Source organism: Comamonas flocculans, from assembly GCF_007954405.1.
Lineage (GTDB): Bacteria > Pseudomonadota > Gammaproteobacteria > Burkholderiales > Burkholderiaceae_C > Comamonas_C > Comamonas_C flocculans.
The window spans coordinates 2293626-2307554 of record NZ_CP042344.1; the positions used below are offsets into that span (position 1 = coordinate 2293626).

General features: G+C 69.1%; 13 protein-coding genes. 7 read left to right on the plus strand and 6 right to left on the minus strand.

All coding sequences use genetic code 11. The annotated features are described in order from the left end of the window. The first annotated feature begins 23 nt into the window (after window positions 1–23). From FOZ74_RS11020 to otnI, 4 genes are all read left to right on the plus strand, one after another. A complete protein-coding gene (locus tag FOZ74_RS11020; RefSeq protein WP_186764581.1) occupies window positions 24–2675 on the plus strand; it encodes a diguanylate cyclase domain-containing protein in 2652 nt (883 codons plus the stop codon). Between the two features lie 65 nt (window positions 2676–2740). Next, the gene (locus tag FOZ74_RS11025; protein ID WP_146913117.1) at window positions 2741–3451 is read left to right on the plus strand and encodes a uracil-DNA glycosylase; all 711 of its coding nucleotides are present in this window, start codon (window positions 2741–2743) and stop codon (window positions 3449–3451) included. Between the two features lie 84 nt (window positions 3452–3535). Then, entirely contained in the window at window positions 3536–4450 is a 915-nt protein-coding gene (locus FOZ74_RS11030; RefSeq protein WP_146913118.1) for a DUF3014 domain-containing protein, read from the plus strand. A 4-nt stretch (window positions 4451–4454) separates the two neighbouring features. Beyond that, a complete protein-coding gene (otnI, locus tag FOZ74_RS11035) occupies window positions 4455–5276 on the plus strand; it encodes a 2-oxo-tetronate isomerase (RefSeq protein ID WP_146913119.1) in 822 nt (273 codons plus the stop codon). On the opposite strand, the gene FOZ74_RS11040 is transcribed toward otnI, so the two are convergent. From FOZ74_RS11040 to FOZ74_RS11065, 6 genes are read right to left on the minus strand one after another with little or no spacing between them, the layout of a single operon-like run. Then, on the minus strand, window positions 5242–6060 hold the full coding sequence (locus tag FOZ74_RS11040) for a M90 family metallopeptidase (protein ID WP_146913120.1): 819 nt from the start codon (window positions 6058–6060) through the stop codon (window positions 5242–5244). The genes otnI and FOZ74_RS11040 overlap by 35 nt on opposite strands. Beyond that, the gene (locus tag FOZ74_RS11045) at window positions 6060–6839 is read right to left on the minus strand and encodes a UDP-2,3-diacylglucosamine diphosphatase (protein WP_146913121.1); all 780 of its coding nucleotides are present in this window, start codon (window positions 6837–6839) and stop codon (window positions 6060–6062) included. The genes FOZ74_RS11040 and FOZ74_RS11045 overlap by 1 nt, the downstream gene beginning before the upstream one ends. 2 nt (window positions 6840–6841) lie before the next feature. Then, entirely contained in the window at window positions 6842–7369 is a 528-nt protein-coding gene (locus FOZ74_RS11050) for a peptidylprolyl isomerase (RefSeq protein WP_146913122.1), read from the minus strand. Between the two features lie 9 nt (window positions 7370–7378). Then, on the minus strand, window positions 7379–7951 hold the full coding sequence (locus FOZ74_RS11055) for a peptidylprolyl isomerase (protein WP_146913123.1): 573 nt from the start codon (window positions 7949–7951) through the stop codon (window positions 7379–7381). Beyond that, complete coding sequence (locus tag FOZ74_RS11060) at window positions 7948–9231, minus strand: L,D-transpeptidase family protein (RefSeq protein WP_186764582.1); 1284 nt, start codon at window positions 9229–9231, stop codon at window positions 7948–7950. Before FOZ74_RS11060 ends, FOZ74_RS11055 begins: the two co-directional genes overlap by 4 nt. 52 nt (window positions 9232–9283) lie before the next feature. Further along, complete coding sequence (locus tag FOZ74_RS11065) at window positions 9284–10252, minus strand: nuclear transport factor 2 family protein (protein ID WP_146913125.1); 969 nt, start codon at window positions 10250–10252, stop codon at window positions 9284–9286. Window positions 10253–10378: 126 nt separating this feature from the next. On the opposite strand from FOZ74_RS11065, the gene cysS reads away from it, so the two are divergent. The 3 genes from cysS to tilS all read left to right on the plus strand — a co-directional run bounded on the left by cysS (window position 10379) and on the right by tilS (window position 13899). Beyond that, window positions 10379–11755, plus strand: a complete 1377-nt coding sequence (cysS, locus tag FOZ74_RS11070) for a cysteine--tRNA ligase (RefSeq protein ID WP_146913126.1) — start codon at window positions 10379–10381, stop codon at window positions 11753–11755. 155 nt (window positions 11756–11910) lie between these two features. Further along, window positions 11911–12888 carry an acetyl-CoA carboxylase carboxyltransferase subunit alpha gene (locus FOZ74_RS11075; protein WP_146913127.1) on the plus strand — a complete coding sequence of 326 codons (978 nt, stop codon included), beginning with the start codon at window positions 11911–11913 and terminating at the stop codon, window positions 12886–12888. 51 nt (window positions 12889–12939) lie between these two features. After that, complete coding sequence (gene tilS, locus FOZ74_RS11080) at window positions 12940–13899, plus strand: tRNA lysidine(34) synthetase TilS (RefSeq protein ID WP_146913128.1); 960 nt, start codon at window positions 12940–12942, stop codon at window positions 13897–13899. The last annotated feature ends 30 nt before the right edge of the window (window positions 13900–13929 follow it).

Here is a 13929-nt window from a genome sequence, read left to right on the forward strand (position 1 = left end):
CCTTTTTGTCAGCCACACCTTCCTTGCAGCCATCGCATGCGCGCAGCCCATGGTGGTGGCTGGGGCTGGCATGGTTGGCGGCGGGCCTGGTGCTGGTGCTCAACGGCTGGCAGGAGCACCGCGCCACGGCCGAGCGCGCGCGCCAGCAGCTGAGCCTGCAGGCCGCAGGACTGCACGACAACCTGGCGCTGCAGCTCGACGCCACCAACGACGCGCTGCACAGCCTGCTGGCCGAACTGCCGGACTTGCAGGCCCTGGGCGACGGCCCGGCCCAACTCACCGTGCGGCTGCGCGCCTATGCCGACGCCATGCCGGTGGTGCAGTACCTGAGCCTGCTCGACGCCGAGGGCAACATCACTGTCAGCAGCGACCCCAACCTGGTCGGCAAGAACTCCGGCCAGCGTGACTATTTCGCGGCGGCGCGGGCCGCGGCGTCGCCGCAGACGCTGGTGGTGTCGCCGCCATTTCGCGGCGCCCTGGGCGGCTGGTTGATGGTGCTGGCGCGCCAGGTGCGTTCCGCCGACGGGCGCTTTGCCGGCGTGCTGGTGGCGGCGGTGGACGCCGATTACTTTCGCCTGCTGATGCGCCCGCTGGGCCAGGCGCCGGACATGCTGGTGAGCCTGTCGCACGGCGACGGCCTGCGCTTTCTGGCGCTGGGCCGCGAAGGCGAGGCCGAGGGCGTGGACCTGCGCGTGGCCGGTAGTGCCTGGTTGCGCCACCACGACAGCGGCCAGCGCGCCAGCTTCCTGCGCGCGCCCATGCGCCCGGGCGAGGCCAAGCTGCAGATGGTGGCGCTGCGTACGCTGCAGCCACCCGAGCTGCACATGGACAAGCCGCTGGTGCTGGCCGTCGGGCGCGATCAAGCAGCCGTCTTCGCCGCCTGGCGCCGTGACGCCCGCTGGAGCCTGCTGCTGTGGCTGGCTGCCGGCGTGCTGGCTGCCGGCACGCTGGCGCGGATGCAGCGCAAGCGCCGCCAGCTGCAGCGCGAGCAGGCCGAGCGCGCCGCGCGCGAGGCAGAAAACCAGGCGCACTGGGACGTGGTACTGTCGGCCACCCGCCAGGGTTTGTGGGACTACGACGCCGCCAGCGGCAAGGTCAGCCATTCGCCGCAGTGGTATGGGCTGCTGGGCTACGTGCAAGAGGCCTTCGAGCGCGACGGCCAGACCTGGGAAGACCTCACCCATCCGGACGACCGCGCCAAGGTGGCGCAGGAATGGCAGCAGCTGCTGAGCGGTGAAAAAGAGCATTTCGAGGCCACGCACCGCCTGCGCTGCGCCGACGGCAGCTATCGCTGGTTCGCCTGCCAGGGGCGCGTGACGGCGCAGGACGCACGGGGCCTGCCCGAGCGGGTGTTCGGCACGCTCTCGGACGTTTCCGAGCGGCGCCAGCAGGAAGAGATGCTGCAGCGCCTGACGGAAAACCTGCCCGGCGTGCTCTACCAGTACCAGCTCGACCCCGATGGCCACCACCATTTCCCCTACGCCAGCCCGGGCGTGGTGAACATCTACGGCTTCAGCGCGCAAGAGCTCAAGCACGACGCCGAGCCGCTGTTCGCGCACATCCGCCCCGGCGACCTGCAGCGGGTGGCCGAGGGCGTGCGCCGTTCGGCGCGCGAGCTGAGCGAATGGACTGCCGAATACCGCTACGAGATTCCGGGGCGCGGCCCGCGCTGGCTGTCCGGACATGCGCGGCCGCAGCGCCTGCCCAGCGGCGCCACGCTCTGGAACGGCTACATCAGCGACGTGACCGAGGCCAAGGAGCAGAGCCTGCGCCTGCAGGCCACCGAGCGCGTGCTGCAGCAGCTCATGAGCGAGATGCCCGTGGGGCTGTGCATGGTCGACGCCCGGCACCACATGTACTTTCGCAACCAGCGCTTTCTCGACCAGCTCGGCTACGACGAACACGCCGTGCCCACGCTGCGTGAATGGGCGCTCAAGGCCTATCCCGACGCCGACTACCGCGCCGAGGTCGCCGCGCGCTGGAAGCAGGCCAAAGCCGAGGCGGTAAACGGCCAGATTGCGGCGCAGTCCTACCGCATCGTCTCGCGCGACGGCGCGCACCATGTGATGGACGTCGCCGGGCTGATCTTTGGCGACAAGCTGCTCATCACCTTCCAGGACCACACCGCCCACCTGGCACAGAATGAATGGCTGCGCAAGCTGGCCTATGTCGATGGCCTCACGGGCATAGCCAACCGGCGCAGCTTCGACGAGGCGCTGGCCGCCGAATGGAGCCGCTGCGCCCGCGCGGGGCTGCCGCTGTCGGTATTGATGATAGACATCGACCACTTCAAGGCCTACAACGACTTGTACGGCCACCAGAAGGGTGACGCCTGCCTGCAAACCGTGGCGCGTACGCTGAGCGAGAGCATGGCCCGCCCGCACGACCTGCTGGCGCGCTATGGTGGCGAAGAGTTCGTCTGCCTGCTGCCGCAATGCGACCTGGAGGGCGCGCGCGTGGTCGCCGAGCGCCTGTGCGGCGCGGTCTTCGGCCAGGCTCTGGTGCACGAGGGCTCGTCCGCGGCGCCCTGCGTAACCATCAGCGTGGGCGTGGCCTGCGCCATCCCCGACCTGCAGCGCGACCCGGCGACGCTGACCGAACTGGCGGACGTGCACCTGTACCGGGCCAAACTTACCGGGCGCAACCGCGTCAGCGACGGCCGCAGTGACCCCTGAAAAGAGAGCTGGAAGCGCAATGTGGGCGGGCGCTGAGGCCCATTTTGACCAATAATTCTTGACCCATGAGCATGCAGGAACCAAGCCAATTGCAGGTGGCGGACCCCGCAGCCTGGCCCGTCGCGCCCGGTTGGGCGCCCCTGGTGGCGCAGTTCTTTGCCAGCCCGCGCGGGCTGGCCCTGCTGGACTTCCTGCGCCAGCGCCTGGCCGCCGGCGCCAGCGTCTTTCCGCCCCGGCCGCTGCGTGCGCTGGAGCTGACCGCGCCCGAAGCGGTGCGCGTGGTCATCCTCGGACAAGACCCCTACCACGGCCGCGGGCAGGCGGAGGGCTTGGCCTTTTCGGTTGCGCCCGGTGTGCCGCTCCCGCCTTCATTGCGCAACATCTTCAAGGAATTGCAACGCGATCTGGGCACGCCCTGGCCGGCTTTCCCGGACCCCGGCGGCTCGCTGGTGCGCTGGGCGCGCCATGGGGTGCTGCTGCTCAACACCTGTCTGACGGTGGAAGAGGGCCAGCCCGCGAGCCACGCCGGCAAGGGTTGGGAGCAGCTGAGCGACGCGGTCATCCGCCAGGTGGCCGGGGGTGAGCGGCCGCTGGTTTTCATGCTCTGGGGCAGCCATGCGCAGGCCAAGCGGGCGCTGATTCCCCAGGATCGTGGCCATCTCGTGCTCTGCGCCAACCACCCTTCGCCGCTGTCGGCGCTGCGCCCGCCCAGGCCCTTCATCGGCTGTGGTCATTTCAGCCAGGCCCGCGCCTTCCGGTTGGAGCATGGCGGTTGAGGCGCTAAGCTAGCGCTGCGCCTGAGCGCCGCCCGTTCCGGGGCCGCGTCGTTCGGCGCCAGCCTTGCCACCACCGGAGCCGCCATGCCACAGTCAGACCCCACCGAACTGCGCCCGCCGCGCCCCCGCAGCCGCCGCGGCCCGGGATGGCTGCTGTTGCTGGTGCTGCTGGCGGCGGGCATAGGCTGGTATGCATGGAATGTGCGCAGCAGCGCCAGCGGTGCGGCAGCGCCGGGCGCCACGGACACCCAGCAGGCCGCGGTGCAGCAGCCGGCGCCCACGGACGCTGCGCCCGGCGCCGAGCCGCAGGAGGGCGAGATCCAGAACCCCATCGAAGAGCCGCTGGGCGAGCAGGCCGTGCTGCCGGCGCTGGACGAGTCCGACGTCGACGTGGGCAAGGAGCTCGCGCAATTGCTGGGCGGACAGCGTGCCGGTGCCTTTTTGCAGCTGGACGCCTTCGTGCGCCGCGCCGTCGCCACGGTGGACAACCTGGCGCGCGAGCAGGCCCCGGCGCGCATGTGGCCGGTACACCCTATGCCCGGGCGCTTCACGGTGCACGAACAGGGTGGGGCGCAGCGCATCGCCGCGGAAAATTCCGCGCGCTACGAAGCCTTCGTCGCGTTGGCCGAGAGCGTGCCCGCTGCCGCGGCGGCGCAGCTGTATGCGCGCTTGTACCCGCTGTTTCAGGTGGCTTACGAAGAGCTGGGCTACCCCGGCAAGTACTTCAACGACCGCCTGGTGGCGGTGATCGACCACCTGATGGCCAGCCCCGAGCCGGCCGAACCGCCGGCGGTGCATCTGGTGAGCGTGGCCGGGCAGGTGCAGTCGCTGCAACCCTGGGTGCGCTACGAGTTCCTCGACCCGCAACTGCAGCAGCTGTCGGCCGGCCAGAAGATCATGGTGCGCGTGGGGCTGGACAAGGAGCGCCGCCTCAAGCGCGTGCTCGCCGGACTGCGCGCCCAGGTGGCCAAGGCCGCTCCCCCCAAAGCGGGACAGTAGCCGGATGCCGCGCTTTGCCGCCAACCTCTCCATGCTCTATGGCGAGCATGGCTTTCTGCAACGCTTTGCCGCGGCCGCGGCCGACGGCTTCGAGGGGGTGGAATACCTCTTTCCCTACGCCTGGGCCGCGCCCGAGCTGTCGCAGCGCCTGCGGGATGCGGGCCTCACCCAGGTGCTGTTCAACGCGCCGCCGGGCGATTGGGAGGCGGGCGAGCGCGGCCTGGCCTGCCTGCCGGGGCGCGAGGCCGAATTTCGCGCCGGCATGCTGCAGGCGCTGGACTATGCGGCGCAGCTCGGCTGCGCGCAGATCCACGTCATGGCGGGCATTGCGCCGGCCGGTGCGGCGCCCGCGCAGCTTGCCGACTGCTATCGCGCCAACCTGCACTGGGCCGCGCGGCAGGCGGCGCCGGCGGGCGTGCAGCTGCTGATCGAGCCGCTCAATGCGCGCGACTTTCCGGGCTACTTCCTCACCCACCAGGCGCAGGCCCACGCACTGGTGCAGGAGCTCGGCCTGGCCAACCTCAAGGTGCAGATGGACCTGTACCACTGCCAGATCACCGAGGGCGACGTGGCAATGAAGATCCGCCGCTACCTGCCCACGGGCAGGGTGGCGCATCTGCAGATTGCCGGCGTGCCCGCGCGCCACGAGCCCGACGAGGGCGAGCTCGACTACCGCTACCTGTTCGCAGTGCTCGACGATGTGGCCGCGCAGTGCGGCTGGCGTGGCTGGGTGGGCTGCGAATACCGCCCGCGCGCCGCCACCAGTGCGGGCCTGGCGTGGCGGCGCGCGCTCAGCCCGGCTGCACCGGCTGAAAGAATGCCTTGAGCAAGGGCACGAGCGCGGGAAATTCCTCGGCAAAGCGCGGCGGGTCGACGAACCAGGCCTCGCAGGCCACGGCGAAGAATTCGCCCGGCGCGCTGGCGCCGTAGGCGTCGAGCCAGGGCCAGGGCTCGCCGAAGCGCTCGGCCATGCGCACCCGGTCGCGAAAGTCCACGTAGGCCGCGCTCCAGACGCGCCGCCACAAGCGCCGCGCCTCACGCACCGAATCCATGCCCATGAAACCCGGCGGCAGCGGCGGACAGCCGTCGGCGCGCCCCGCCTTCATGTCGATCTTGTGCATGAACTCGTGTATCACCACGCTGCTGTGGCGCTGGCCGGCCTCGTGCACCGCCGGCCAGACCAGCATGATGGGGCCGTGCTCCATGGCCTCGCCCAGCAGCACCTCGTGGTAGTGGTGCACCACGCCCGCGGCGTCCATGGAGCTGCGCAGCGCCAGCGCCTCGGTCGGGTGCACCACGATGCCGACGAAGTCGTCGTACCAGGCCAGCGCCTGGCGTGGTTCGCCCCAGTGCAGCAGTGGCAGGCAGGCCTGGGCGGCAATGGCTACGGCCATGGCGTCGCTCACCTCCAGGCCGTGCGCGCCGGTAAATTCCTTGCGCCGCAGGAACAGTGCCGCCAGCACCCGCAGCTTGGCCTGCTCCTGCAGACTGAGCGCGCGCAGGAAGCCGTAGTGGGCGATGGTGGGCAGCCAAAGTGCGTCGCTGATGGGCCGCACCGGTGCCACCATGGCCACGAGGCGCTGCAGCAGGCGGGCCACGGCGCGGCGCATCAGCCGCCCGCCAGTTCGATGCGCTGCGCGCCCGTGGTGCCCAGGCGCAGCGCCTGGGCGCGCCGGGGTGCATGGTCCAGGTCCCAGTCGCTCAGCACCAGGCGCCTGCGCCCCGCGGCCAGCGCATGCTCGGCCGGCCGGTGCGTGTGCCCATGCACCAGGGTCTGCGCGCCAGCGGCCTGCAGCCAGGCGCCGGCGGCGGCGGCATCCACATCGGCCCAAAGCGCTTGCGCGTGCTTGCGCGCTTCGCTTTCGCCGCGCATGGCCCTGGCCTGGGCCTGGCGCTGCGTCAGGCTCTGCGAGAGCCAGCGCGACTGCCAGTCGGGCGCGCGCACCATGGCGCGAAACTGCTGGTAGGGCGTGTCTTCCAGGCACAGCGCGTCGCCGTGGCTCAGCAGCCAGCGCTGCTCGCCCAGTTGCAGCAGCGTCGGGTCCTCAAGCAGCGCGATGCCCGTTGCCCGGGCAAAGCCGGCGCCAATCAGAAAGTCCCGGTTGCCGTGCATGAACCAGATCGGCAGGCGCTCGCGCGCCTGGCGCAGCAGGGCGCAGGCCCGGGCTTCGAAGCTGGCTGCATCCTGCAGCACGTCGTCGCCGACCCAGACTTCGAACAGGTCGCCCAGGATGCATACCGCATCGGCCGGGGTGGTGGCCAGGTAGTCGAGCAGCGCCGCGAGCGTCGCGGGGTGCGCGGCGTCCAGGTGCAGGTCGGAGATGCAGTCCACCGCCCGCCACTGCGCCGGCACGTCCAGGCGGGCGATGGGCGGGGTGGCTGCGGGCATGCTCAGAGCGCGACGGCCTTGTCGATCACCACGGCCTCGGAAGGTACGTCGTCGTGGTAGCCCTTGCGCGTGGTGCGCACCTTGCGGATCTCGTCGACCACGTCCTGACCCTGCACCACCTTGCCGAATACCGCATAGCCCCAGCCCTGGCCGCTGGGTGCGGTGTGGTTGAGGAAGTCGTTGTCCACCACGTTGATGAAGAACTGCGCGGTGGCGCTGTGCGGGTCGCCCGTGCGCGCCATGGCGACTGTGTACTTGTCGTTCTTCAGGCCGTTGGCCGCCTCGTTCTTGATCGGCGCGTCGGTGGGTTTTTGCTGCATGTCGGCGGTAAAGCCCCCGCCCTGGATCATGAAGTTCTTGATCACCCGGTGAAAGATGGTGCCGTCGTAATGGCCCTTGTTCACGTAGGCGAGGAAGTTGGCGCTTGATTCGGGCGCCTTGTCGCTGTCCAGCTCCAGCACGATGACCCCGGGTTTGGCGCCGTCGGCGGTGTTCAGGGTCAGGTTCAGTTGTACTTGCGGATGGCTCATGGTGGTTCCTTAAGGGACGATGGTGGCGGATTCGATCACCACGGGCGTGGTGGGTACGTTCTGGTGCGGCCCGCGGTTGCCGGTGGCCACGGTCTTGATCTTGTCGACCACTTCCTTGCCCTCGATCACCTTGCCGAAGACGGCGTAGCCATGGCCATCGGGCTTGGGTGCATTCAGGCCGTCGTTGTCCTTGACGTTGATGAAGAACTGCGCGGTGGCCGAGTTCGGGTTGGCGGTGCGCGCCATCGCGATCGTGTAGGCGTCGTTCTTCAGACCATTGTCGGCTTCGAGCGGCACCGGCGCGCGCGTGGGCTTTTGCACCATGTCGGTGGTGAAGCCGCCGCCCTGGATCATGAAGCCGTTGATCACGCGGTGAAAGATGGTGCCGTCGTAGTGCTGCTCGCGCACGTACTGCAGGAAGTTGTCCACCGTCTTGGGAGCCTTGGCGCAGTCCAGTTGCACCACGATGTCACCCAGGCTGGTGGCGAGTTTCACCTTGGGCTGGCTGTCGTCTGCGGCGTGCGCGGGCAGCGCGGCTGCAGTCACGAGCAAGGCCAAGCAGGCACTGCGGCGAGAAGTCATCCTATGATTCCTTCGTAGAAAATGCGCCATTGCGTGCCCTGGCGCGTCCAGTACTGGCGGCGCACCGGGCCCGTGCGCTCGCCCTGGGCCACTTCACCGAAAGTGACCACCATGGTCTCGTGCGTATCCACCCAGCGCAGCAGGCTCAGCTCCTTGAGCTGCAGCACCCGCCCGGCCAGCGCGGTGGTTTCGTTCTGCAGCTCGAGCGCCCAGTCGCTGAGGCCGAGTTCGACGCGGTTCTTGCGCGCCCTGAAGTCCGGCGCGTAGTAGCTTATCAACTGCTGCAGGTTGCCCCGGGTCTTGGCGCGGCTCCAGTCCTCCAGCACGGCCTGGAATTCGCGGCGCTCGCGCTCGCTTTGCTGCGCCGCCGGCGCCTGCCATTGCAGCGCGCCGGCGATCACCACGGGCGTGGTGCGCGGCTCCACCCTCTGCAGCAGCCGGGCCAGATCGGGGTTGGACAGGGCCACGCAGCCGTCGGTCGCCAGCGGCGCGCGCGCAAACTGGTTCGAGGGCGTGCCGTGCAGCCAGATGCCGCTGCCTGTCTTGCCGCGCGCCTGGTCCAGCGCGTTGGGGTAGTTCAGCGGCAGCGCCCCTATGCCGTAGATGTCCTGCAGCGTGGCGGGGTCGAGCCGCGCAGTGATGAAGTACACGCCCAGCGGCGTGCGCTGGTCGCCCTCGCTCGACTTCTCTATGCCCAGCTTGCCGACCGAGGCGTAGTAGTCGGCCACGAGCCGCAACCCCGCCGCGGTGTTCTCGAACAGGTACAGGCGCGAGAGTGATGCATCGACCGCAATCGCGTGGCGGTAGCGCGGCGCCAGCTGCAGGAACTGCGTGGGAATGCTGCCGGGCGGGCGCTGCGCCAGTTGTCCATGGGCCGCCACGCGCTGGCGCGATTCGGTGCGCAATTCCTGCAGTGCCGTGCCTGGCGGCGCCTGCGGCACGTCGCCCAGCTGGCGCAGCGGCCGCATGCGGGCGCTGAGCAGGTCGCCCAGTGTGAGCTGGGCCAGATGGAAGTTGGGGTAGTCGCGCACCAGCTTCTGCGCCTGTTCCAGCGCCTTGCCGGCCTGCCCGGCGCGGGTCAACGCGTATACAGCGAGCAGGCGCGCCTCGGCGTCCGCCCCCTGCGCGGGCGCGGGTGTCCGGGCCTTGGCGGGCTTCTTGTGGGTGCGGGCCGCCGTGCTGCCCGGCTGTGCGAAGGCGGGCACCGGGCCCGCCAGCAGCGCCGCCAGGGCCAATACCACGAGGGCGAAACGGCCATGGTGGCGTGCGAAATCGGTCATGAAAGGCTGCATGTGCAGGAATGCCGCGGCCCCCTCCGGGGGGCGCCGCACGCTACCTGCCTACGGATTCGCGGGTGATCTTCCAGTTCCCGTCCTGCCTGATCAGCGTCAGCGTCTTGGAAGAATTCACGCGCAGTGCGTCGCCCTGGTATTCCTGGCGAAAGCTGGCGCTGGCCTGCTCCCCCTGAACCTTGATCTTGAGGTCGTGCAGCTTCACGCTTATCTGGGACTTGCCGACGATGCGCGCGTGCCTGTCCTTTTCCCAGGCGGTGCGCGACTGCTGCCCGGCGGGAGAAAAATCGTCGGCATAGGCGCCCAGGTAGGCCTGCATGTCCTTGTCCGACCAGGCCCGGGCCCAGGCCTGCACCGCGTGAGCGACGGCCTGCTCGGCCGCCTGCGCGTCCGCGGCTGACGCATCGGGAGAGGTCGCGGCTGCCGGTGCCGCCGCGGGCGCCGGGGAAGCCTGCGCTGCCGGGGTGGCTTCGGCGGTGTTGACCGGGCGCGCGGGTACCAGGTCGCGTATCAGCGCGAGCTTGGGCTTGAGACTTTCGCTGCTGGAGCCGTCGAGCTGCAGCGCCTTGTTGTAGGCCTGCCCGGCCAGCTTGGCGTAGATGTCGCCCAGGTTCTCGTGCGCGGTGGCGTAACTCGGGTTGGTGCGTATCGCCATTTCCAGCGCGGCACGCGCCTTGTCGAGCTGGTTCTCCTGGGCGTAGAGCACGGCCAGGTTGTTGTAGGGCTCGGGCAGCTCGGGGTAGTCGCGCGTCAGCTCGGTGAAGGTTTCGATCGCGGCCCGGGTCTGGCGGCTCTCGCTTTGCGCGACGCCGTGCAGGAAGCGCAATTGCGGGTCCTTGGGCGTGGCGGCCAGGCGCTGCTCCACCTGCACCAGCGCCTGCGAAGCCTTGCCGTCCCTGAGCAGGGCGGTGATGTCGGCGTAGTCGCTGGCGTGGACCGCCGCAGTGCACAGCAGCAGGGCTGCCGCTGTCTGCAGCAGCCGGGCAAGAGGGTGGCGAAGAGGCAGCATGGGGATGTGGCGGATGCGGGGGTGGACCGCCGATTTATACTGCGGCGGATTCTATCCGAGGGGGTCTGGCGCTCCGGTGGGGCTGCCGCGGCGGCAGCGCCTTGCCGGCCAGCCCCGCAACCACCCATGAGTTTGCGTATCTACAGCACGCTGGGGCGTGCGGTGCAGCCTTTTGCCCCGATGCAGCCCGGCCATGTGCGCATGTATGTCTGCGGCATGACGGTCTATGACCTGTGCCACCTGGGGCATGCGCGCTCCATGGTGGCCTTCGACGTGGTACAGCGCTGGCTGCGCACCAGCGGCTGGCGCGTCACCTACGTGCGCAACATTACCGACATCGACGACAAGATCATCCAGCGCGCGGTGGAAAATGGCGAAAGCATACGCAGTCTGACCAACCGCATGATCGCCGCGCTGCACGAGGACGCCGACGCGCTGGGCATAGAGCGCCCGACGCACGAGCCGCGCGCCACCGACTACGTGCCGCAGATGCTCACGCTGATAGGCCGGCTGCAGGACAGGGGCCTGGCCTACCAGGCGGGTGAGGGCGGCGACGTGAATTTTGCGGTGCGCAACTTTCCCGGCTACGGCAGGCTCTCGGGCAAGACGCTCGATGAGCTCAACGCCGGCGAGCGCGTGGCGGTGCAGGACGGCAAGCGCGATCCGCTCGATTTCGTGCTCTGGAAGAGCGCCAAACCGGCTGAGCCGGAAGAGGTGAAATGGGCCAGCCCCTGGGGTCCCGGGCGCCCGGGCTGGCACATCGAGTGCTCGGCCATGGGCTGCGCGCTGCTGGGCGAGAGCTTCGACATCCACGGTGGCGGCGCGGACCTGGCCTTTCCGCACCACGAAAACGAGATCGCCCAGAGCGAAGGCGCCAGCGGCAAGCCGTTTGCGCGGGTGTGGATGCACAACGGCTTCATCAACGTGGACAACGAGAAGATGTCCAAGAGCCTGGGCAATTTCTTCACCATCCGCGACGTGCTCAAGGTCTATGACGCCGAGACGGTGCGCTTCTTCATCGTGCGCAGCCACTATCGCAGTCCGCTGAACTACAGCGATGTCCACCTGGACGACGCGCGCGCGGCCTTGAAGCGCCTGTATACCGCGCTGGACGCGGTGGCGCCCGAGCCCATCGAGCTCGACTGGAGCGAACCGCACGCCGCCCGCTTCAAGGCGGCGATGGACGAAGACTTCGGCACGCCGGAGGCCGTGGCGGTGCTGTTCGATCTTGCGGGCGAGGTCAACCGCAGCCGCTCGGGCGCACTCGCCGGCCTGCTCAAGGCCCTGGGCGCCTGCCTGGGGCTGCTGCAGGCCGATCCGCAGAGCTTCCTGCAGGCGGGCGGGCAGCTTGACGAAGCGGCGATATCGGCGCAGATTGCCGCACGCTCGGCCGCCAAGGCAGCCAGGGACTGGGCTGCGGCCGACCGCATCCGCGCACAGCTGCTCGAATCGGGCATCGTGCTCAAGGACGGACCCGAGGGCACCACCTGGGAAGCGCTCTGATGCGCGCATCGACCGAATGCAGAGCCCGCCGGCCGGCGGCGTGCCCAGCCCCGCGGTGAGTTGGTATATTTGACGGTTCTTTGGAACCGCTTCCCGTCGAGTGATCCGGCAAGTGGCGGGCGCGGCGCACACGCGCTGCCCCAGGAGAGACCAAGTTGGCAAAAAAAACCTTTCTGGACTTCGAGCAACCCATCGCGGAGCTTGAATCCAAAATCGAAGAACTGCGCTATGTGGACAGCGAAAGCGCGGTGGACATTTCCGAAGAGATAGGCCAGCTCACGAAAAAGAGCCAGCAGCTCACCAAGGACATCTACAGCAACCTGACGCCCTGGCAGATCACCAAGATCGCACGGCATCCGGACCGCCCCTACACGCTGGATTACGTCGCCGAGATCTTCACCGAATTCACCGAACTGCACGGCGACCGCCACTTCGCGGACGACCAGAGCATCATCGGGGGCCTCGCGCGCTTCAATGGCAATGCCTGCATGGTGATCGGTCACCAGAAGGGCCGCGGCACCAAGGAGCGCGCGGCGCGCAACTTCGGCATGACCCGCCCCGAGGGCTACCGCAAGGCGCTGCGCCTGATGAAGACGGCGGAAAGGTTCAAGCTGCCGGTGTTCACCTTCGTCGACACGCCGGGCGCCTTCCCCGGCATCGACGCCGAGGAGCGCGGCCAGTCCGAGGCCATCGGGCGCAACATCTACGAGATGGCGCGCCTGGAGGTGCCGATCATCACCACCATCATCGGCGAGGGCGGCTCGGGCGGCGCGCTGGCGATTTCGGTGGCCGACCAGCTCATCATGCTGCAGTACTCGGTGTACTCGGTGATCAGCCCCGAGGGCTGCGCGTCCATCCTCTGGAAAACCAGCGAGCGCGCGCAGGACGCGGCCGAGGCCATGGGCGTGACCGCGCACCGTCTCAAGGCGCTGGGCGTGATCGACAAGATCGTCAACGAACCCGTGGGCGGCGCGCACCGCGATCCCAAGCAAATGGCGGCCTATCTCAAGCGCGCGCTGGGCGATGCCTGGCGCCAGCTGGCCGATCTCAAGCTCAAGGAGCTGCTCGATCGCCGCTACGAGCGCCTGCGCAGCTACGGGCGCTTTACCGACACCAAGGCCGAAAGCCGCTGACGCGGGCGGCTGCGCGGCCCGCGCCGGCCCGCCGGCGCCGCAATGCTTGCCATGACCCAGCCGTTTGAAGCCGCCATTGCCGCCTTTGCCCCCGGATTGCCGCTGGCCGTCGGGCTCAGCGGCGGCGCCGACTCCAGCGCCCTGCTGCTGGCCTGTGCACGCCGCTGGCCAGGGCAGGTCCACGCCTTTCATGTTCACCACGGACTGCAACAGGCGGGCGACGACTTCGTGCGCCACTGCGAGGCGCTGTGCAATCGGCTGCAGGTGCCGCTGCAGGTGGCGCGCGTCGATGCGCGCCATGCTCCAGGCCAGAGCCCGGAGGACGCGGCACGGCGTGCAAGATATCAGGCTTTTTCGGCTCTAGCCCAATCTGCAAGCGGGCAACCAGCTATCAAAAACATTGCTCTTGCCCACCACGCGGACGACCAGGTGGAAACCTTGTTGCTGGCACTTTCGCGCGGCGCGGGCATGGCGGGTCTCGCGGCCATGCCCGCGCGCTGGCAGCGCGAGGGGCTGCTCTGGCACCGTCCGCTCCTGCAGGTGGCGGGCGGCGCGGTGCGGCAGTGGCTGGCTGAGCAGGGCGTGGGCTGGATACAGGATCCGAGCAACCGCGACGAGCGCTACACGCGCAACCGCATCCGCCTGCGCCTGCTGCCGGTGCTCGACGAGGTGTTTCCGCAATTTCGCGACACCTTTGCGCGCAGCAGCCGCCATGCTGCCGAAGCCACCGCGCTGCTGCGCGAATTGGCCGAGGCCGACCTTGCCCAGGTGGGCGTGCCGCCCGCCATCCGCGCCCTGCAGCAATTGGGCGCGGCGCGTCAGGCCAACGTGCTGCGCCACTGGCTGCGCGAGCATTGCGCCACCACGCCCAGCAGCGCGCAACTGCAGGCCTTGCTGGCGCAAATCAAGGCTTGCACGACGCGCGGACATTGCATCCATCTCAAGGTCGGCAGTGGCTTTGTGCAGCGCAACAACGCGGTGCTCGATTGGTACAATTCCGCGCTTTTGTGATCGCTGCCTGAGCGCCGCCGCCCTTCGTGC